We start from the raw sequence: 20,662 nt of genomic DNA, 5'->3' as shown, positions 1-20,662 counted from the left end.
TCTACTAGGTTACAATACTTAAATTAAAACAAATTGTCAAAAATAATGGATGGGATAAGGGGGACTTTGTCCTGATTACATATGATAGGAAAGAAGGTGATCAGAAGTGTCTATCAACATTCATTATTTTAGATAAAGGTGGTAACATGATTCAGGTAGAAAAACGTGAAGTTGTACAAGGGTTACTTAAAGATTGGCTAATTGATTCCAATAATGCAATGCCACATAATAAGGTGGAATAATTAAGATCAAGACAACAATAGCAAAAAATATTAATTCATCATTAGAGGTTATCCAATGAAGGTATATAAACTAAAAAGGCAGTTTAATGGATATAAAAAAGGAGCACAGTTTTATTTGGTTAGTGAATCAGAATTTATCGGGGTTAAAGAGTTTGTATTTTTAACGGAAGATTTAACAAATAGGATATCAATCAATGAAAGCGAACTAATTAAGAATTTTACATACATAAAAGAAATCTTTTAACGAATGCAAGATATTTCATGCATTTAAAATCAAGTAAAAGCAAAAGCTTGGAACAGGGGCCAGGAATAGTCTTTCATCCACCCGGATGAGAATTAAATCTGGACCGGGAAACCAATCAATTTTAAAAATGGAGGAATAAGATCCATGTATTCTTCAATAGCTGGATTTATCGAGGATTGGAATCAAGAAGCTGCTTCAACTCAAAACGTTTTGGATGCGTTAACGAATACTTCTTTAAAGCAGCAAGTTTCATCGGACGATCGGACATTAGGGAGAATTGCTTGGCATATTGTGGCCAGTATACCCGGAATGTTAAACGAGTTTGGCATCCATGTCCCGCAAGTCGACAACCCTGAGACTGTTCCGCAATCGGCGAAGGAAATAGCAGGGGTATTTCGGAGAGTCAGTGCCGACACAGCCCACGCCGTAAAGGAACAATGGACTGACGCTTCACTTACTGAAGAGGTGAATGTGTTTGGAAGGACAATGACGAAGGGAGCTACGCTTTTATTGCTAGTCAAACATATTATCCATCATCGCGGGCAAATGAGCGTTCTCATGCGCCAGGCCGGAGTAAGAGTTCCAGGGATTTACGGACCTTCAAGAGAAGAATGGGCGCAATTGGGAATGGATGCTCCGACCATTTAAAGAATAAGTTATTAATCTGCAGAATAGGGTATTGGAAATATCGAGGTGAGAGGATATGGAAAAAAATAAAAGAAAACCGGATTTTCATCATTTCCAAGGGAAGATGGACAACCCTGAACAATATCCAACTGAGAATGAAAGCTTATTTGATAAATTTAAGAGTGAGCAAACAGTTGACCCCATACCAGTAGAGGATTTAAAAGAAGAACAACTTGAAGAAAAAGCGAAGCACGATTCAAAAGATACATCTTCAAGTGAAAAGAAGTATAGAACGGGAATGTAAGGGGGTCCATAGGGATGGTTCTTGTGGCCAGGATATCCACAGTAAAAACCCACTAGAACCTTCCCTATGGCATTCCTCATAGTTTCTTTAAATCATCATTTAATCTCCGGGCTTGATTTTTGAAGTAAAGGTAAAATGCAATCCAAAAGATTGTAAAACTGTCGATGGAGATTAAGAGTGTTAACAAAATACTTTTTATAGTTTATGGAATCCATCCAACCGTAATGGCCACGATAAAGTATAGGATCATGACGGTAAAAAATGGAAAATAGTCTGCTGAGAAAGTTTTAAATTTCTGTTTTCATAGTACATAGAACTTACTGTAAAAAACCAACCGCAGAAAATAGAACCTATGGAGTTCTTAACAAATAAGCTTCCATCTATCATTTCGAAACCGCCGAAAAGGATTATTGCATTGGTGTAAAGCACCGCAATGAAGCCTCCAAAGAACATACCGATAAAACTGCGAAGTGTAAATGTCTTCATTCTGATTTCCTCCTATTTAATTTTAGAGCATCTTTTATCACAGGGACATAGGTAAGAGACACATACTCTTTCTTTCCAGATTTGAAATATACGCAAAGTGTACCATTGAATGACGCTTCAAAACGGCTCAATTCATTTAAATTGGCGATAACCGAATTAGATAGGCGGATAAATTTTTTAGAAGGAATCAGGGCCTCAAGCTCATATAACTTCTCTTTTAAAATAAACGAATCCGTCTCAGTTACGGCAACAACATGTTCTTTTTCTGTATGAAAATAGTGGATATCCACTGGTTTAAGAATATGTTGCATATCACCTTTTTTGGCAATCAGGAATTGTTGTTGCTCCCTTCGGTGAATGAAGTCAATTAGTTCCTGAATATTGTCATCTAACGCAGGGCCTTCAATGGTAATCTTCGTATCTTTAAATGCTTTATCGATGTTTAGGAAAAGTTTCAAATTTCAGACACCTCTTTTCACCTAAAATTATAATCGTTAGAGCACTCGATGTCTGTCAATAAATGTTCTTTTCATTCACTCCTCTCATTAACCTTCTAATCAAATTGTATGTTGATATTCCTAACAAGTCTGTATTATTCAAGTAAGTGACAAAAAATGAAGGGTAACATGAGGAAAATAGTTGGTAACTTACACGGAAGGAAGTGCGTGCTCCGATTAGCGAAAACCACAATGGGACCGTCCCATGGTAAAATAGGACTTTCATAATTTCCAATACCGATCCGCATTGAGTCAAGGAGTCCATACCACGCAATTAACGGAGTCTATAGGGATGGTTCTTGTGGCAGGGACGATCTTGTATCCATTGAAATTATACATTTTTACCTATTCATTCCACATAATATTAAATAAAAGTATTTGAAATAAAATTTTTCTTGCCTGCTGCAAGGAAAAAACCGAGGTGAAAGGTTTGAATGTATTAACCTATACAGAAAATCTCGTTGATTCAATTAAGGGTTTTTTATTTTTACGGCTTGTGTTAATGGTGTTGTTGTTAATGACAATTTCTTTTCTTGTAAATAGAACCACTACTTGGTTTTTAATAAAATCACACCTATTTTCCAAAGAAGATTCTAAAACTATACAAGGTGTAATTCACTCTACTTTAAAATATTTGATTGCAATCATTCTAATCATATACATTATTGGACAATTCATTGATATAAAAGGCATCCTCGCGGGTGCAGGAATAATGGGCATCATTTTAGGCTTTGCAGCACAGCAAATATTAAAAGATGTTCTATTAGGTTTTACTAGGATATCTGATAAAGAATTTCGAGTGGGCGACTTTGTTACATTTAATGGTGTTAATTCAGGTACAGTAGAAGGAATAGGAATCCGATTTATGCAAATTCGAGAATGGTCAGGGAAACTTCTAACAATCCCACATGGAGAGATTAGAACAATCGAGAATTTTAATAAGGGTAAAATGAGGGTAATAGAACGAGTAGCGGTAAGTTATCAAGAAGAGCCGGAAAGAATTAAGCGGTTGCTAGAGGAGATATGCAAAATTTGCAATGAAAAGTATGGTGAATCTCTGCTAAGAGGTGAAGATGGCACTCCTGAACAAGATTTTAGGTATTATGGCATAACTGACTTAAATCCAAACCTACGATATGTTGGTTATGAATTTTGTATGGTTGCTCTTGTAAAACCGGAGAATTTCTTTGAAACCTCAAGGAATGTTAGGTTTGAGTTGATGTCGGTTTTACATAAGAACCTAGTTTTAATGGCAGTGTCTAATGTATTATTCCAATCTGAACAAGGCACTTCTTAATGTAAGTCTGAGTCCTAGGGACGGTTCTTGTGGCCAGTTTATCCTCACTAAAAACCACGAGCAACGTCCCAAGTCCAAAGTGGTGAAGAGCTGAGAATGTCAGCGGACTAAGTTGCTACTGTTGGCTTTTAGGGATTCGGCTAGACATTGAATTTTCAGAAAGCAAGATTTCCAATATACTTGATAGTGTGTCAAATACGATTCATGAATCGCCAGAACGAACGAAATCCGCTCTGAATAATTTTGTATTCACCGTGGGGATTTCCTATTTGCCGCTCCATGAAAAGGCAATCGAGACCTCCAAGGCAATGAGCAAAAAAATCCTGCCAATAATCAATCAAATCCACAACAAAACACGGTCGTTAATAAAAATGCGACATTGATACACGAAATAGTGTCACTTGCGAAAGTTGGAACGGTCAAAAACTGTAGTTTTCCTGTCGATACAACGGTTATTGATCAGGTAATTTCAAAGTGGGGAAAAGCGGATCAACAAGATTTTGCTGCAGGAAACCGATATTTCACGTATACCAGTCATGGAATTGTATTCGGGGTGAATAAGGGAGAACAAATTTTTGATGTCCGCTCTTATTTAACAGAGATTCAACAAATAACTTTTGATGAGGTAAAGGCAGTACTCGGCAAACCAAATGAAGTTCACAACAATGGGGCGGACAAAATTTGGGTGTATAACGTGAATGAGAAATACCAATTAAAATTCGTAGGTTCAAAATCTACCATCGACCATATATCAGTCTTTTGTCCGGCAGATGCAAAAAATCAAATGGCAGGATGATAGAAATAATAACGTTAAGGTAATAAACTTTTTTATAAAAGAATATTTCAATTAAATATATTTAGAGTGTGTTTTGATCAAATTTTTTTCAAAACACGCTCTTTTTTTACGCTTCAAAAGCATAATAAACCATTTTGTTTTATGTACTTTTCTTTGATCATGGCATAGGAATAACGACACTGTAGTTAATAATATTTGGAAAATTTGACCTATTCAAATTATCAGTGAGTTGGGGTATAGTATGAAACTGTAAGCTGCGGTGATCATCATAAATTTTATTTACATAATGCTGGAATGAAAAAATAATGCATCGGAGTGGTGCAATATGACGAGTCATGTTGAAAAATTTAGAGTAAGCTTAAGGCAGAAGCTCGAGTCGATCTTTCATGTTTGGAGTGAGTGGGTTCGGGCACATCCATTCATATTACGGGTCTATACGATTTTTTCTTGGATATCGCTATGTGCCTTTGTACTTAGTTTAATTTTTTTGGAAGACTCCAGAAAAATGTTCGTCCAGTTTTTGTGGTCATTTTACGTCCTTTTGCAATTTTGGCTGCTCTGCCGCAGCAAAACTTTATCTTGGAAGAAATATACTTATTTCTTTATGGCGGGGGCATGGCTCATCGTACCATTGACTTCGTTTATTGTCAGTGCCATTACGGCTATTTTCGGTGGGGTGGAACAAGATATATGGAGTCAAGCATTTTTAACCCCAATTGCTGAAGAAGTGTTAAAACTGATCCCTCTTGGAGCTTATCTATTTTTATCACGACGTGCTTCCACATTGAGTTTAGGCGATTATGCCCTTATTGGGGCGGCAACGGGGGCAGGTTTTCAATTTTTAGAGGAAACCACTCGTCGATTAGTTTCTCGAGGTATTTTCGATTATGGTGTGACATTATTTGAAGGGAAAGTGATCCATTGGGATTTATTCACACTATTTCCTGGATACTTTGAGAAGGGCTTTTTGCCTGACAAAATGACTGCTGGACATCCGTTGCTAACTGCTATGGTAGCTTTAGGAATCGGTCTGGCAGTAAGGTTTAAACATAAATTAACGCGGCCTACTTATATTTTTCCTACCATCCTTTTGGTTTGGGCCATTTTTGATCACGCTATATGGAATGCCAGTTACCGGGCTCCGAAATGGTTAACCGGAATTCATGATGTATTAGGAAGCGGCTATGCGGCAAAACCTTTATTTTTAATGATGATTGGTGCTGCATTAATCATCGATTATTGGGAATTGAACCGAGTACGAGAGAAGATTCCCATGCTGGTAGGGGAAACCATAATCAATCCTATTTCGGAAATGTGGAATCTATTTAGCTGTGTTTTTGAGGAAAGACAGCGTTTTGGATACTTGCTACTATTTTATCGAGAACGGAGAGAACTAGGATTTACTTTGTTACACGGTAAAACAGAAGCCAGGGAGCTTTTACCAGGCTTAGAAGCAAATGTTCAGAAATACTACAAAGCATTAATCGTTGTGTTTGTAGCATTATTCACAACTATTTTTCTGTCTAACTGGGGTGTTACAGCCAATGGCCCTGAGGCTTGTTTTGCCTGTTTATTTGATAATCTCCAAAACTGGTGGAATGGTTTGTCCACTTCGGAAAAAGGGTTGGTTGTACTGGGTGCTTTTGCTTTAATGTTTCCGTTATTAGGATTCTGGTCGGCAATAGGCGCCGTATCGACTGGAATCGGAATTGCAGCAGATGGCAAGCAGATTGCAGACATCATCCGCAATCCTAAAAAACTTCTGTCACCGGAAACGGTTTTAGCACTTGGAGTTGGTGTATTATTAAGACGAATTCCTTTTGGGAAAGGCCTTGTAAAGCTAAGTGACTCACTTTTACCAAAAATAAAACCATTTATAAAAAAAATCTTGAAGTCGTTCATTAGAAAGAAAAGAAATTTTAAACCGGGATATGAAAAACATTTAGTGGAAGTAGAAGACATTGTAAGGAAAAAAGGGAAGGGGGTAGTTGGAGGACATAATCTCAATAATTTCGAAAAGGCATTTAAAGAGAGACGCTGGGATTTAGATGACTGTATTATTTCAAAAAGAAAACACCCATCCATCGACGGGGTGTATGAAATAGAATATCGCTTACCTAAACAAGACATGGCGGGAAAAACACTACCTGGTGAGTTTAAGAAGGTTACACATCCAAAGACAGTTTACGATCCTAACATCATATCAGACGAACAGATATTAAAATGGGGAGAAGAAGCTATGAAAAAAGGTACAGTCGTTGGGAGAAATATTTCAGGACGTTCCTCTAACGGACTAAAATTTCAAGGTTTTGTTGATGATACAGGAAAAATAACTAATTTCTTCCCTACCCTAGATTAATAATTAAGGAGTTGGAAGCATCGTGGAAGATAAGAATAGAAAATTGATAAAATACTTCTATCACCATATGGGAGACGGCAAATTTTTAAGAATCTTAAGTAGTTATGCGAACGGTGAAGGATATGGTACCGAATATGCGAGGTTTGTGTTTGCCGACTATTATGAAAAGTGGGAAGAAGATTATTTTGGTAAAGAAGGAATAGCCTATTATTTTGATCGGCCTGCAGTAGAGGAGGATGAAGAAATAATTTTAGATTACCCAACCTTCTATCGATATTTAAAAGAAGATTGTGCTAGTTATCTTGAAAATCATCCCCAAGATAAATCAGCAGTAGAAGAACAATTGAAAAGGATTAGAGAAAGATTTAAGATACAAGAACCTTGATTAGCTTAATTGCCTTTCAAGGTTTTTTTTTATGCATTATTAATTCTGTCCGAAAAGCCCTTACATTAGGACGACTTTTTCAATAGTGAACAGAGTAGTGATGCTACTATTACCTAACGAACCGGCACTAAGGCATTAAACGCTAGGACGAACAAATCCTAGCGTTATCTGTAAACTTATTTAATCTCTTGTTCTTCATTTTGAGCCACATTTTTTTCTTCTATAAAATTATTTAAAGCCTCTATATTTTGCTCGAAGTCCACTTCTAATACATCACCAAGCTCTTCATCCCGTTTATTTTCAAAACTGCCATCTTCAGGGATGCGTATGGTTTCTATATCTCTACTTTTCTTCGATAACATATCTTTTCCAATCGTCAAAAGGGTGGAACCATCCATATTTGTATCGATATATTTATTTATGATACCTAAAAGCTTAGGGAGTTTTACAATACTATGTAGATTTACAGCTTCATCTGTTAATTTTGAAACCACTTCTTGCTGTCTTTGAATTCGTCCGAAGTCACTTAAACGATCATGACGAAAGCGGACATAACCTAACAACTCTTTCCCATGCAGTTGTTGTCTCCCTTTTTCTATCGTCGTATCTATACCATAAGACATCTCATAGGGTACATCTACTTCAATGCCATTTGGTACAAGGAGATCGACTGCTTTTTCGAATCCTTTAAAGTCTACCATCGCATAAGAATGAATATCGAGCCCGAAACTTTCTTTAATCGTCTCTCTTAGTAATTCAGGACCTCCAAATGAATATGCAGCATTTAATTTTTGCTGGCCATGATCTGGTACAGAGACCAACATATCACGCATAAGCGAGATAAGCTTTATTTTATGGGTTTGCGGATCATAATGTGCGACCATGATTGTATCCGTTCGAGCTTGTTTTTCTCCTCGAGAGTCATTTCCTAATAATAGAACATTGACTGCATCTAGTTTATTTTTCTCCCCGTGAAATGGTTGTTTTCCTTCCACCTTTTTAAGTGGCGGGGTGACAGCTTTTATTGTTCCTCCAATGTACTGAAATAGTTGAAAAAGACCAACTAGAAGAATACTTAAAAGAAGTAAGGCGCCAAAAACTCTCTTCCATCTAACTCGTTTGCTATTCTTTTTTGATCGTGTCAAATCTTACATCACCTCTGCAGAATAATCTTTCCAGTTTATCATAAAAATGGAGAAGGGGTTTTCTATTCCCCCTCTGAATTAGTGATTATCCCATACTTAGGTTTCATCCTATTTAATATCAGATTACATTTTCCTGAATTTTTGATTACATAGTCATCTTTTGCTGTCATTTATCTGATCAAGTAAGTGAAGCACATAATTTACTGGAATCTAACAAGGCAATTGGAAAAGTCGTCTTAATAAATGAATGGTAACTAGTGGAGAACTTTCCCCTTCATGAGTAGAGAAGTATGTATTATTTATACTCCTCTACTCTTTTTTGTTCTTTACGAATAAATCATTTTTTACAGCAATTGCAGCGACTTGTTATTTTCATCTAATTAGTTTTTTACAGCCTGCATTTTTTATTTTTTTAAAGAGATACTATATAAAAATAAATAAAGAGGTAAGAATTATGTACGATAAAGGGAAGATTACAGCCTATCAAATGGCACTGATGATATATCCAACGATTTACGCCACAGCTGTTCTAATGGTTCCAGAAATTACAGGTCAATATGTGGGACGCGATAGTTGGGCAGCACCCATTTTAGGTTCCTTAAATGGATTTTTTACTGCTTATGTCCTTTTTAAATTACATAAGATGTATCCAAATGAATCACTTATTCAATATAGTAAACATATTATTGGGCCCTTTCTAAGTAAAATACTTGGATTATTCTACCTGTTCTTTTTCTTGTATATGTGTGGGTTCATTTTAAAAGAGTATTCTTTTTTCATTGGAATTTCCCTTTTACCAAAAACTCCAATGATTGCAATTATAGGAAGCGTTGTTATTATGGCATCCCTCGCTATAACTGGAGGAGTAGAGGTCCTGGGGAGAGCTTCCCAACTATTCGTTCCTATTTTCATTCTCCCTATACCGATATTTACAATCATGCTTCTTAAAGACTTGGATCCTAAGAATGTTCTACCGATCTTGGAACATGGTTTGTTACCTTTGCTTCAAGGTTCCGCTGCCCCGCAGGCTTGGTTTAGTGAGGTATTCCTTATATCTATGTTTCTCCCCTTTTTAAAAGATCCTGAAAAAGGATTGAAATGGAGTTTTATCTCAGTATTTGCGGTTATGCTTAGTCTTGTTATTTTAAATTTGCTGACTACTTTCTTATTTGGAGAGATGACTGCTAGGTTCACTTTTCCTGTTTTCAAGGCTGTACGGATTATCAGTCTTTCTGATTTTTTTGAACATTTAGAAGCGGGAATTATCACTATTTGGATTTTAGGTGCGTATATCAAAATTACAGTCTTCTATTATGCATTAGTTTTGGGTACCGCACAATGGTTGAACCTTTCAGACTTCAAGCCAATCGTTTTACCACTCGGTTTATTAATATCACTATTTGCTATTTGGGAATTCGCTAATTTACAGGAACAGTTTGAATTTTCAAAGTTCATCTTCCCGTTTTATGTTCCATTTATGTTAACTGTTCTACCAACAATATTATTGATTATTGCTAAGATACGGACAAGAAATACTATAAAGAAAGAGCCACCACGTATATCAAATTATTAGAAAAGGTTGTTTTTCAAACATTTTATGTCAGGCCCTTCCTTTTCCGTTTGATCTTTTTGATCGAAAATCAATCAGTCTAATAAAAATGATGTTTTAGTAAATAGGAAATTCGCTAACAGAAAGGACTTGTTCAACTTGTTTCGAATTTTAAAAAAACGTCCTCAAAAACAACTTCCTGATGAAGGAAGGAGTAACCGAAATCTTCCTCTGTCATCAGAGTTGGATAAAAATCTTCAAATTCTAAAATCCATTTATATGGGTTGCATCGATGTAATCTATCATCCTTTTTTAATTGCTGGAAAAACAAAAGCCCTCCTTGTATATATTGAGGGCTTATCTGATACAGAACAAATAGATTCTAGCGTCCTTGCTCCTTTAATGTCTAAAACAATTGATAAATCGATTAACCTTCAAGATACATGTGAAAAGATACAATTATCAAATATACGAGTTGTCAAGACATATGATGATTGTATAATGAATATTTCTAATGGAAACCCCATCCTTTTAATGGAACATGAGGAACAAGGAGCGGCTTTAGGACTAGCCAAATGGGAAAAAAGGTCCATTAAAGAACCTGAATCCGAAAGCGTAATCCGGGGACCAAGAGAAGGATTTGTGGAAACTTTGGGAGTCAATATTTCCATGCTTCGGCGAAAAATCAGAAGTCCCAACCTTAAAATGAAAAAAATGAATATCGGGAGTTATTCTAATACAAGTATAATCATTGCTTATATAGAGGGAATTGCTAATCAGTCATTAATAGATGAGGTTCAAAACCGACTACAGAAAGTCGAAATCGACAGTGTTTTGGAAAGCGGATATATCGAGGAATTGATAGAGGATAATGTTTTTTCACCGTTTCCGCAGTTACTTGATACGGAACGACCAGATGTCGCCTCAGCTAACCTATTGGAAGGACGTGTCGTCATATTAGTAGATGGTACTCCTTTTGTTCTAATTGCTCCTGTAAGCTTATTTTCTTTTTTTCAGGCACCTGATGACTATTACCAACGGTATTTGATTAGTTCTGTTATAAGAATAATGCGTCTTTTCTTTATGTTAATTTCTGTATTCTTACCTTCGCTCTATGTCGCAGTTTCCAGCTTCCATCAGGAGATGGTACCTACAACCTTGCTATTAAGTATGGCATCGTTACGGGAAAGTGTCCCATTTACGGCTTTGATAGAGGCATTAATAATGGAGATTGTTTTCGAAGCGCTTCGTGAAGCAGGGCTCCGTCTACCTAAACAAGTCGGAGCTGCAGTAAGCATTGTAGGGGCATTAGTTATCGGGGAAGCTGCTGTTCAAGCAGGACTTGTTTCTCCTCTCATGGTAATTGTTGTGGCGATTACAGGCATTGCTTCTTTTATGGTTCCTCGCTACTCAGAAGGAACTGCTTTAAGATTGATTCGCTTTCCCATCATGATGCTTGCTGGAACGATGGGGCTACATGGATTAGTGCTTGGTTTTATTGCGATAGCCATCCATTTATGTAAATTACGCTCTTTCGGTGTTCCATATCTTTCACCAATAGCCCCAACAATAGGAAGAGAAATGAAGGATGCTTTTATACGTTCTCCTTGGTGGATGTTAAATACACGACCACATTTAACTGGAAGATTTAATAAGTACAGACAGGCTCCCAATCAGCAACCAAAACCAAAAAAGTAGATTAAACTTTCTGGAATTTAAAGGAAGGGACTTGAAAGAATGAATGATACTTTGTTTCGAATAATGAAAGCTATTCTTGCCTTCTTACTTGTTCTTTCACAGTGTCTTTTGCTAACTGGTTGCTGGGATAATAAGGAACTAAATCAATTAGCCATCATAGTAGGAGCAGCCATCGATAAAGAAAAAAATAATAAAATTAAATTAACTGTTCAAGTCTTCATTCCTCAATCACAAAGTGGTTCTGGTAAGGCCAAAGTAGAGATCAAATCAGCTGTTGGAACAAACATGGCTGATGCTGCATCCAATCTTCAACGGGAATATTCACGCAGACTTTTTTGGGGACATTGTAAAACATATATCTTTGGCCAATCCCTCTCTGAAATAGGGAACCTCGAAAGACAAATTGACTTCATAGACCGTCACCCAGAGCCTCGCGAGGACTCTCGTTTATATGTCAGTGATGGAAAGGCATCTGACATTTTACAGCTATCACCTTCATTAGAAAAATATGTAGGAGATGTGCTTCGAAAGATGTCGGAAATGCATGTTGGCGCAAATATTACATTGAAAGATTTTGAACTGATGGTTACAAGTGAAGGAGGAGGTGCAATATTACCGCTAATTAAAATCAAGCATCAAAATAAGGATGATAGGAAAATGAATGTCTCTCCCATCATTGGTGGCACAGCTATTTTTATGAGAGGTAAAATGATTGGGAGGATTAATGAAGTTGAATCAAAAGGATTATTATGGGTGAGAAATCAAAATGAATTACCTGAAATAACAGGGTATCCCAAAAAAGGGCAAACCATTTCACTACATCTGAAAAGAACAAAGACAAAGCTGATTCCAAAAATTGAAAAAGGAAAATGGAGTATCACTATATATATATCAAAGGAAGGGATGATTGTTCAAAATGGAAGCAAAATAAATATTATGAGTAAGAAAAATACAAAAAGAGTAGAAAATTATATAGAAAAAGACGTTTCTAATTCCATAGAGAAAGCCCTTAATAAGGTAAAAGATGGAATGAAGGTGGATTCCTTTGGATTTGCTACTGCTTTTCATCGTAAATACCCAAAAGAATGGGAAAAAGTAAAAGATCACTGGGAAGTTGTTCTTCCAGATATCTATGTAGAAACGAAAGTTAAGGTACATGTACTCGAGCTTGGGTTGTCGACCACTACTTTGGAGTGAAATGAAAAAGGAGCAAATAAATGAAGATATTTGAGCTTATAGGAATATCCATATTAGTTTTTCTGATCCTCTTACTTGAATGGCGGAAGTTATATCCTAATCAAAAAAAAGAAAAAAGAATACTTGTGACCTTAACAGCAATAAGCTTGCTACTTGCTATCTTACTTCTTTACTTTCCAGAAATTCCGGGTCCAACTCAAATGATTAGTTCCCTCTTTTTCCCGCTAGGGAAGATGCTTAAATATAATATCAATCACTAGAATTTCAATCTACCCAATCAGCCAAGTCATTGATGGAAGCACTAGATATTATTAAAAATATGAATGATTCCGCTAAACGGAAGGTTCCAGAAGGAGCTCCTCTTGGTTTTGTCTCTAATCGGTGGCAGAAACATGTATACGACGATGATGGAAGTATTAATCGTCATTATTATGAAATGGCAGCATTAACTGAATTACGAAATCATATTCGGTCAGGAGATGTATCTGTTCGAGGCAGTAAACAACATAATTTTTAGAACCTATTAATTGGGGGGGATTTGTCGCTTTTGATTTAAAAAACCAATCCAATAATAAAAGTATATACCTTTAAAGAAGATGTTGTTCTACCAACAACTTATCTAAATGATGATTTATTTATAACAGCTTGACGTTGATTCGGGAATATTGAACTTTGCTGCCCGCTAATTGAATTCTACTTCATCTGGAGACCTTTAAATTAAAATGTTTCCTTTCTTCTGACAGACTTATTAAATTTCGAAAACAATCAATTCAATCATCTATTCGTATAGAAAAACTTATTAAGAAACATGCACTAGAAAAAATATAAATCATATATAGGAGATATCCCGTTTAAATGCTTGAGGAGGATATCATGAAACCTATGCTACCTATTGAAAAATATTTCGGTAAGTTAGAACAAGTTTATGCATTTTACGGCGCTATGCCTACAGGTGTTAGTGTTTCGGAAACTGGTCGTATTTTCATTTGCTTTCCGAAATGGGGAGACGATGTTAAATTTACGGTGGCTGAAATTATTGAGGATAAATTGCAGCCTTATCCTAGTTTAGAAACCAATTTGGTAAACCAAGGGAACGTCACAATGTCATTTATTAGTGTCCAAAGTGTAGTTGCTGATGGAAGGGGTACACTTTGGGTATTAGATACTGCTGCACCAAATTTTTCTGACCCTATTAAAGGGGGGGCAAAATTAGTCGCTGTTGATTTAAAAACCAATACAATAAGAAAAGTATATACCTTTACAGAAGATGTTGTCCTGCCCACAACTTATCTGAATGATGTCCGATTTGATTTTCGTGTTGGAGAAGCAGGTTATGCATATATCACGGATTCTTCTTCTAAAGGACCAGGAGCTATTATAGTAGTAGATTTAGAAAGTGGAATTGCGTTTAGACGGTTAAATGGAGCAAAATCAACTTCACCCGATCCCTATTTTTTACCGAAAGTAGAAGGTCAAATTTTGATGAATCGAAACAAAGATGGTTCAACTTCTCCATTTAGATTGGCTTCTGATGGTATAGCCATTTCTCCCGATGGAAAGGTTTTATTTTTTTGTCCACTAAGCAGTCGTCATCTGTTCTCAATCTCAACAGAAGCCCTAAGAGACAGAAATATACCGGACACGGACTTACTATATCATGTTGAGTATTGGGGGGAAAAAGGGGCTTCTGATGGTATGATCACCGACGCAAAAGGAACTGTTTATGCTGGAGACTATGAAAACAACAGTATTCGAAAGATATTGCCGGATGGCACAATGGAAACAATCGCACATGATCCGAGAATTTTATGGGCGGATACTTTTTCGATTGGTCTGGATCAATATTTATATGTCATTGTGAACCAATTACATCGGCAAGCAAGATTTCATTTTGGAAAAGACCTACGACAAAAACCTTATAGTTTACTTCGTATCAAAATTGATGAATTACCTGCTCCTACCTTTTAATAAAACAGTCAATTAATTGTTTTAATTATACAGGGTAAAACAAACACGAGTATGCAAGAAGTATCAACTTTATTTACTTCCGCTAAATAAACTCAAAATGGTTTAATAGGAACAGTTTATATGGTGAGTGTTAAACTGTTCCTGTGATTTTTTATAATGTCGGTAAGTTCAATGCTGTATTGATATTATTTAAATCCAAATTGATTTGTTCGTTGGTATTCCAAGCATGGTACCATTCTTTTTCTACCATATATGCGGAAATTTGTTCATGCATATCAAGAGCGTCCATTAAATGGCGAGTGAGCATTTCTTTAATTTCCGGCGTTCCTGCTTCCGTAACTGCCATGGCATAATTTCTAACTCCACTTTTAGCTGCAATCAATAAATCCATTGCTACCACTTGATCGGATAGTGCATTCATGCCAGTTAAATTTTCAATGATTGTATTCATGTTCTTCATCTCCTAGATTACTGCTTAGCGTTGGATAGGATCGTAGCATATTCTTGTAATTGTCTCGTAGATAAATCTATGTCTTTCTGCATAATATCTTTTAACTGCTGGTCTGTAACTAACGCTTTCATCGTTTTAGACTTAGTTAGACAAGTGGTTTTAAATGCAGCCATCTCATGGACCTCAAGAACTTCATGTAAGGCGTAGTTCATTTTTTATACCTCCTTCCTTAAGGTTTCAACACGACTTTTATACAATCATCCATTTTTGTGTCAAAAATCTCATAGCCACGCTTTGCTTCACTAAGTGGAAGTACATGACTTACGACATCTCCTGGATCAATTTTTCCGGTCGAAACTAATTCAAACATATATGGCATATAGTGAATCACAGGTGCTTGCCCAGAGCGGATATTGATATTTCGCTGCATAATATCTCCAAGAGGGAAACCATTATATCTGCCGCCGTAAACGCCAGTAACTTGAATTGTCCCGCCTTTACGCACTGCTTGTGAAGCCATGATAAACGCACTTAATGCTCCGCCTTGAAGCTTCATTCCGCTCGCAAGGAACTCCATATCAGTCATTTTACCGTCCATACCAACTGCATCAATGACAACATCCGCACCTCCTTTGGTGATTTCCTTCAGGTAACTTCCTACATTCTCATGGTCCTCAAAGTTAACAATTTCTACTTTGTTGGTGCGCTTGGCGTGCTGTAGGCGATAATTGACATAATCAACGGCAATGACTCGCTTTGCCCCTTTTAGCCAACAGAATTTTTGAGCAAAAAGACCAACCGGACCACAGCCAAGAACAATAACTGTATCTCCATCCTTTACGCCTGCATTGTCAACACTCCAAAAACCAGTAGTCATTGCATCGGCAATAACTGCTAACTTTTCATCTGGTTCTTCACAAGTCTCTGGAATTTTGAAATGAGTAAAGTTGGCAAATGGCACTCTTAAATATTCAGCTTGCCCGCCCGGATAGCCCCCCGTCGTACCAGAATATCCGAAATAGGCACCCATATCACCATTATCATTAGAATTATCACATTGGCTTTCCAAATGGTTTTTACAGTAAGAGCATTCACCGCATGCTATATTAAAAGGAATAATGACACGATCTCCCTTTTTTAGCTTAGTCACACCTGGACCAACTTCTTCGACGATTCCCATTGGTTCATGGCCAATAACATAGTTTTCTTGCAGGTTAGGAATCATGCCATGAATTAAATGTAAATCAGACCCACATATAGCTGTACTCGTTACTTTAATAATCATGTCATCTGGTTTTTCAATCTTTGGATCTGGAACTTCTTTGACTACAACATTTTTAATCCCTTGATACGTTACTGCCTTCATTGGTTATAGCCTCCAGTGTTAGTGTTCATCAGGTGTCCGGTCAAACATGCCTTTTCTATTGGTCTCAACAGGAAATAGATTCATTTTGCCAATCATCAATGTATTGTTGGCAGAGAGTTGGTCTAATTGATATTGTTCACTTAGTTCGTATGGATGGAACCATTTTTTACTAATCATTAGTTCTGTAATTTCTTGGTGCATGGCAATCCCTTGCAATAACTGGCTTCGTAAGAGGGTTCTAACATCAGGTGATGCGGACTCAGTTAATGCGACAGCAATATTGCGAACACCTTCTTTGGCACGAAGGAGGAAATCCATTGCAAATGTGGTATCTGCTAGCTCTGGTACGTGGAGCGAGTTTATTGGGTCTAAATAGTCATAGTTCAATGAATTTGCCTTCCTTTCAATTTATTATTGGTGTTGGCCGGTTTTGAGGAACAGGCGCTTCAAAAGGTGCACGTTGATAAATTGCCTGTAATTCTCCAAGTGCTTGCATGGATTGTTCCACATCTTTTTGCATTAATGCTCTCAAATCTTGATCAAAAACCAGTCCTTGTATTAGTTTTGATTTTGCTAAACAAAGGGTCTTAAAGTTAATTATTTCATGTAAGTCCAATGACTCATGAGCAGCTAATTTTTTTAGATCCATACTTATCTACCTCCTTATATTTCGATACTAATTTATTTTCCCCTTATTAATAAGGAAGATATCTGTGAAATATTGTAAGTTTGGTTTTGGAATAAAGTTTGATAAACTATATATCATTAATGAGATATTGCAGAATCTTCAAACTGAAATAAAGGTGTCTCCCTGTAACTCACTCCTTCCCTATGGAACATAGTTCTTACATCTGGACCAAAGTTGGTACCAAAACGTGAAGAACTGCAGGTAAAAACGGATTAAATCAAGAATCGGGAAGCGTACCGCTGGTAAGCTATCTCGGTTCTTTTATATTGATCAAACGTTTGATTAAAAAAGGAAAAAGTTAACCAAGCTTTGATTGAATACAGGAAAAGCCCGATAAATCAACGATTCAGAATAGGAGAGAATAGGAAGAAGGCGGAAGGATAAAGGTGGATCAAATGAGGAAAAAAGCCCGAAAAGGGCTGTTTTAGGGAAGAACTTAGTTTCTGAGAGTAGAGGTAAGGGAAAAGGGAGGAGCAGGGAAGAACTTTGTTTTTGATACACAGCTGGGAGATTCCGGTCTGCACCGTCGATTTCCGTCCGGGAGGCGTTTGGCACTACTGTATGAAGTGTGTGGATCAGAATCTTGGTCAATTTTTTTGGTATGGAAGCCTGGGGCAAAGGGATTATAAGGAGATTATCGAGCCGGAGAAGATTTCCTACACCGATTACTTTTCGGATGCCGAAGGCAATTTGAATGACTCCATGCCGAAGAACGAGATGACATTGGAATTCATCGATTTGGGTGGAAAAACCAAGCTGATAAACCGTGCTGAATATGTTTCCGAAGATGCCCTTAAGACCGTCATGGATATGGGTATGCTGCAGGGCATCACCGAAACTTGGGACCGTTTGAACGAGCTAGTGGAGTCGCTGAAGTAGATTTACCATATCTCTGTTTTCAGTGTTAGTAAGGTTTAGGGACTTTTAGTTTAGTAATTACTTTTAAGCCTAATTCCTCGCTAAAAATACGGAGGGATTAGGCTTTTTTATCTTTCAAAATCTTTTACGTTGTAAATTCGGAATCCTGACGTATCCCATTGTTGAATGCATTGACCACTATAATAATACCTATTAGGAAAAGGGCCCCGAACAATCGCCTCCACCTTACTCTTCTTCGATTCTAATTCGAACGTGTCAAATTTTGCACCATCTAGGCTGAATATTCTTTAACTTTGATATAATATTTAAAGGTAACCTATTAGGTTATTATCTGATAAAGTAAAAAATGAAGAAGGAGTTTCGCTCTTTTATCAACCCCTTGAAGTAGTGATTATCCAGACTTAGGTTTCACCTTATTTTAAATCAGATTACATAATAATTTTTTGCTGTCACATATCTAGTATCTTTAAAGAAATTAATAGTTTAGGGAGTGTAGAAAATATGGATATACGCTTATTTCATTCATTAGAAAGTGAAAATATCTACTTTAAATCACTAAGTACAAACGATGCCCAAGAGATCCATAATTATGCATCAGATGAGGAGGTTTCACGTTTTATTGGCTGGAGTTTAATGAACACTTTGAATGAAACGAGTGAATACATTGAAACGATGGTAAAGCGTGAGGTAGCGGGTACTCATTTGTATGCGTCGATTGTTCGAAAATTAACGCAAGAAATTATTGGGACAGCCATGATTTTCAATTTTGACAAAGAAGCCAACCAAGCAGAAATTGGTTATGTTTTTCATCGAGACCATTGGGGGAAGGGTTATGGAACAGAATGTGTTGCTTTGATGAGTGATTTCGCATTTGAAACACTTCATCTGCACAAACTCCATGCTAGTGTTGTTGATGCAAATAGGGGCTCTGCCCGGATCTTAGAAAAGAATGGGTATGTGTTAGAGGGAGAATTAAAAGACCACTATTATATCGAAGAAAAATATTATAACGCTTTACTTTACGGAAAAATTCAAACCAAAAAAGATTAATTCATAAAGCAGAAATTTGGTTATTCATATAAATTGAAAGCTATTGACAAGCGCATTCCTTCTAAGAATGCGCTTGTCTTGTTCAGCATTAACCATGCGTTATTTGTTTTATTTTCTCTTTTTGTTTTGCTGTTTGAAAGATAAATAGTCCACTATAAAGCATAAATGTGCCGACCATTAATATGATGCCAATATAGACACTCATCATGGTTGGTAGCAAAAATGCCCCCAGCAAGATGGTAGATTTCGCAAGTAAATCTGCACCGCTAAAGCTTAGCCCTGAAAAGGCAGAATAGGAACCTCGTTTATCCTCTGGCATCATGTTGGCTTTTTCGGCATTGGCGATCGGGGAGTACATCAGCTCCCCTATGGTAGCAATCAGATTGAATACGATTAACACATACCAGATATTCGCGGATGTAATCGTTATATATCCAACTCCATATAGAAGAAGCCCGGTTAACAACACCTTCTTTTTGTCGAAACGATCGGTAAACTTCGTAATCATAAAGGCGAGTAAAACAACGAGGAGCATATTTTGAATGTTTAAGATACTCAACATCCTCACTCCTGCGATTTCAAAGTGGCCAATGAAAACAGAGTGAAACTCTTTAGCCAATCGGACACCGATATAACTATTCAATGAAAATTCCGCTGCATAAATACACATACCGCCAATGACAGCCATGACAAATGGTTTGTCCTGAAAGGCGAGTTTATAATTAGCAACTAAATCAATCAAGATATTTTGATGTTTTTTCTTCAGAGGTTTCACGAACGAATCATGCAGCCAAATTCCATAAACAATCGGTAAACCCACGGATACCATTGTTAGAATGAAGAATAAAGTTAGTTGATGATGCAGGTAAAACAGCCCGCCAAGCGCAGTCCCGATAGCCATCGATAAATTATTGAGCCAATAGTCCAACGAATAAATCGCTTTTCGATTTTCGGAAGTGGTGGAATCGATTATAATGGCCTGCATTGCTGGCCGTCCTAAACTGCTAGAAATCATAAATACCATATAGGCGAACGCGAATAGCTTAATCCATTTTTGATCAGGGATTAAACTTAATGTCATAAAACCGAACATCAACGAACTGCAGGCTGAGGTAATCACCAATATCGTCTTCCGACGAAAGAGGTCAGACAGGTAGCCTCCAATTAGTGTACTAATAAAGCTGATAAAAACGTTCATCCCTAAGAACAGCCCTGCCCAAACAGCACCTTTGTGTTCGGAAAAAAAGAGGGCCATAAACGGCATAACCGCACTGGAAATTGCTTTATTAAAAAATGATGTAATAAGGCGCACCCTTAAGTTTTGTGGATAGTCTCTCCATTTCATATTGCCAGCTCCTTCCTATATTTGTATAGTAAAGGAGACGGATAATATTAAAAATGACCTTTTTTTAAAAAAATGTCCACTTTTAAGGG

23 protein-coding genes and 3 pseudogenes are annotated in these 20,662 nt (G+C 36.9%); 17 read left to right on the top strand and 9 right to left on the bottom strand.

The window, feature by feature from the left end; translation table 11 throughout:
* Positions 1-297: 297 nt before the first annotated feature.
* The 3 genes from ACIQCO_RS23470 (at position 298) to ACIQCO_RS23460 (ending at position 1,417) form a co-directional block, all read left to right on the top strand.
* Positions 298-486: a hypothetical protein gene (locus ACIQCO_RS23470; protein ID WP_400433469.1), complete on the top strand. Its 189-nt coding sequence runs from the start codon at positions 298-300 to the stop codon at positions 484-486.
* 144 nt (positions 487-630) lie between these two features.
* On the top strand, positions 631-1,134 hold the full coding sequence (locus ACIQCO_RS23465) for a DinB family protein (protein WP_400433466.1): 504 nt from the start codon (positions 631-633) through the stop codon (positions 1,132-1,134).
* 55 nt (positions 1,135-1,189) lie between these two features.
* Positions 1,190-1,417 carry a hypothetical protein gene (locus tag ACIQCO_RS23460; RefSeq protein WP_400433463.1) on the top strand — a complete coding sequence of 76 codons (228 nt, stop codon included), beginning with the start codon at positions 1,190-1,192 and terminating at the stop codon, positions 1,415-1,417.
* Positions 1,418-1,663: 246 nt separating this feature from the next.
* Here ACIQCO_RS23460 and ACIQCO_RS23455 read toward each other — a convergent pair whose 3' ends face one another.
* On the bottom strand, positions 1,664-1,903 hold the full coding sequence (locus ACIQCO_RS23455) for a DUF3021 family protein (protein ID WP_400433460.1): 240 nt from the start codon (positions 1,901-1,903) through the stop codon (positions 1,664-1,666).
* On the bottom strand, positions 1,900-2,361 hold the full coding sequence (locus tag ACIQCO_RS23450; RefSeq protein WP_400433457.1) for a LytTR family DNA-binding domain-containing protein: 462 nt from the start codon (positions 2,359-2,361) through the stop codon (positions 1,900-1,902). Before ACIQCO_RS23450 ends, ACIQCO_RS23455 begins: the two co-directional genes overlap by 4 nt.
* Before the next feature lie 469 nt (positions 2,362-2,830).
* On the opposite strand from ACIQCO_RS23450, the gene ACIQCO_RS23445 reads away from it, so the two are divergent.
* From ACIQCO_RS23445 to cdiI, 5 genes and pseudogenes are all read left to right on the top strand, one after another.
* A complete protein-coding gene (locus tag ACIQCO_RS23445) occupies positions 2,831-3,697 on the top strand; it encodes a mechanosensitive ion channel family protein (RefSeq protein WP_400433540.1) in 867 nt (288 codons plus the stop codon).
* A gap of 78 nt (positions 3,698-3,775) precedes the next feature.
* A pseudogene (locus ACIQCO_RS23440) lies at positions 3,776-4,080 on the top strand (DNA alkylation repair protein); the annotation flags it as partial.
* A gap of 11 nt (positions 4,081-4,091) precedes the next feature.
* Positions 4,092-4,493: a YjgB family protein gene (locus ACIQCO_RS23435; protein ID WP_400433454.1), complete on the top strand. Its 402-nt coding sequence runs from the start codon at positions 4,092-4,094 to the stop codon at positions 4,491-4,493.
* Between the two features lie 325 nt (positions 4,494-4,818).
* Positions 4,819-6,852 carry an EndoU domain-containing protein gene (locus ACIQCO_RS23430; protein WP_400433451.1) on the top strand — a complete coding sequence of 678 codons (2,034 nt, stop codon included), beginning with the start codon at positions 4,819-4,821 and terminating at the stop codon, positions 6,850-6,852.
* 22 nt (positions 6,853-6,874) lie between these two features.
* Entirely contained in the window at positions 6,875-7,237 is a 363-nt protein-coding gene (cdiI, locus tag ACIQCO_RS23425; protein WP_400433448.1) for a ribonuclease toxin immunity protein CdiI, read from the top strand.
* A gap of 176 nt (positions 7,238-7,413) precedes the next feature.
* On the opposite strand, the gene ACIQCO_RS23420 is transcribed toward cdiI, so the two are convergent.
* Entirely contained in the window at positions 7,414-8,382 is a 969-nt protein-coding gene (locus ACIQCO_RS23420) for an LCP family protein (RefSeq protein ID WP_400433445.1), read from the bottom strand.
* A gap of 319 nt (positions 8,383-8,701) precedes the next feature.
* Here ACIQCO_RS23420 and ACIQCO_RS23415 point away from each other — a divergent pair, with 319 nt between their 5' ends.
* The 7 genes and pseudogenes from ACIQCO_RS23415 to ACIQCO_RS23385 all read left to right on the top strand — a co-directional run bounded on the left by ACIQCO_RS23415 (position 8,702) and on the right by ACIQCO_RS23385 (position 14,794).
* On the top strand, positions 8,702-9,955 hold the full coding sequence (locus ACIQCO_RS23415; RefSeq protein WP_400433442.1) for a GerAB/ArcD/ProY family transporter: 1,254 nt from the start codon (positions 8,702-8,704) through the stop codon (positions 9,953-9,955).
* A gap of 135 nt (positions 9,956-10,090) precedes the next feature.
* Positions 10,091-11,629 carry a spore germination protein gene (locus tag ACIQCO_RS23410; protein ID WP_400433439.1) on the top strand — a complete coding sequence of 513 codons (1,539 nt, stop codon included), beginning with the start codon at positions 10,091-10,093 and terminating at the stop codon, positions 11,627-11,629.
* Between the two features lie 63 nt (positions 11,630-11,692).
* Positions 11,693-12,826, top strand: a complete 1,134-nt coding sequence (locus ACIQCO_RS23405) for a Ger(x)C family spore germination protein (protein WP_400433436.1) — start codon at positions 11,693-11,695, stop codon at positions 12,824-12,826.
* 20 nt (positions 12,827-12,846) lie between these two features.
* Complete coding sequence (locus ACIQCO_RS23400; protein WP_400433433.1) at positions 12,847-13,086, top strand: hypothetical protein; 240 nt, start codon at positions 12,847-12,849, stop codon at positions 13,084-13,086.
* Positions 13,077-13,334: pseudogene (locus ACIQCO_RS23395) on the top strand (hypothetical protein); the annotation flags it as partial. The gene ACIQCO_RS23400 and the pseudogene ACIQCO_RS23395, both read left to right, overlap by 10 nt.
* Before the next feature lie 2 nt (positions 13,335-13,336).
* Positions 13,337-13,463, top strand: a pseudogene (locus ACIQCO_RS23390) (L-dopachrome tautomerase-related protein); the annotation flags it as partial.
* A gap of 236 nt (positions 13,464-13,699) precedes the next feature.
* Positions 13,700-14,794 (top strand): L-dopachrome tautomerase-related protein, encoded by a 1,095-nt coding sequence (locus tag ACIQCO_RS23385; RefSeq protein ID WP_400433430.1) that lies wholly within the window; start codon positions 13,700-13,702, stop codon positions 14,792-14,794.
* Between the two features lie 151 nt (positions 14,795-14,945).
* Here the strand turns inward: ACIQCO_RS23385 and ACIQCO_RS23380 are convergent, their stop codons facing one another.
* Genes ACIQCO_RS23380 through ACIQCO_RS23360 form a run of 5 tightly spaced genes read right to left on the bottom strand, consistent with a single transcriptional unit; the run spans position 14,946 to position 17,260 of the window.
* A complete protein-coding gene (locus ACIQCO_RS23380; RefSeq protein WP_400433427.1) occupies positions 14,946-15,245 on the bottom strand; it encodes a spore coat protein in 300 nt (99 codons plus the stop codon).
* A 17-nt stretch (positions 15,246-15,262) separates the two neighbouring features.
* Positions 15,263-15,457, bottom strand: a complete 195-nt coding sequence (locus ACIQCO_RS23375) for a hypothetical protein (RefSeq protein WP_400433424.1) — start codon at positions 15,455-15,457, stop codon at positions 15,263-15,265.
* A 17-nt stretch (positions 15,458-15,474) separates the two neighbouring features.
* Positions 15,475-16,611, bottom strand: coding sequence for a zinc-dependent alcohol dehydrogenase (locus ACIQCO_RS23370; RefSeq protein WP_400433421.1), 1,137 nt, complete (start codon positions 16,609-16,611; stop codon positions 15,475-15,477).
* A gap of 18 nt (positions 16,612-16,629) precedes the next feature.
* Positions 16,630-16,998, bottom strand: coding sequence for a spore coat protein (locus ACIQCO_RS23365; protein WP_400433418.1), 369 nt, complete (start codon positions 16,996-16,998; stop codon positions 16,630-16,632).
* 16 nt (positions 16,999-17,014) lie between these two features.
* Positions 17,015-17,260 carry a spore gernimation protein GerQ gene (locus ACIQCO_RS23360; RefSeq protein ID WP_400433415.1) on the bottom strand — a complete coding sequence of 82 codons (246 nt, stop codon included), beginning with the start codon at positions 17,258-17,260 and terminating at the stop codon, positions 17,015-17,017.
* A gap of 525 nt (positions 17,261-17,785) precedes the next feature.
* Here ACIQCO_RS23360 and ACIQCO_RS23355 point away from each other — a divergent pair.
* Together ACIQCO_RS23355 and ACIQCO_RS23350 are read left to right on the top strand one after the other, a co-directional pair.
* Positions 17,786-18,178, top strand: a complete 393-nt coding sequence (locus tag ACIQCO_RS23355; protein ID WP_400433412.1) for an SRPBCC family protein — start codon at positions 17,786-17,788, stop codon at positions 18,176-18,178.
* A 501-nt stretch (positions 18,179-18,679) separates the two neighbouring features.
* A complete protein-coding gene (locus ACIQCO_RS23350) occupies positions 18,680-19,228 on the top strand; it encodes a GNAT family N-acetyltransferase (RefSeq protein ID WP_400433409.1) in 549 nt (182 codons plus the stop codon).
* Positions 19,229-19,316: 88 nt separating this feature from the next.
* On the opposite strand, the gene ACIQCO_RS23345 is transcribed toward ACIQCO_RS23350, so the two are convergent.
* Positions 19,317-20,573: an MDR family MFS transporter gene (locus ACIQCO_RS23345; RefSeq protein WP_400433406.1), complete on the bottom strand. Its 1,257-nt coding sequence runs from the start codon at positions 20,571-20,573 to the stop codon at positions 19,317-19,319.
* Positions 20,574-20,662 lie beyond the last annotated feature (89 nt).

Source organism: Neobacillus sp. NPDC093127 (genome assembly GCF_044754175.1).
Lineage (GTDB): Bacteria > Bacillota > Bacilli > Bacillales > Cytobacillaceae > Neobacillus.
Note: the sequence above shows the minus strand (reverse complement) of the source record. Positions and strands in the feature narration are given on the sequence as shown.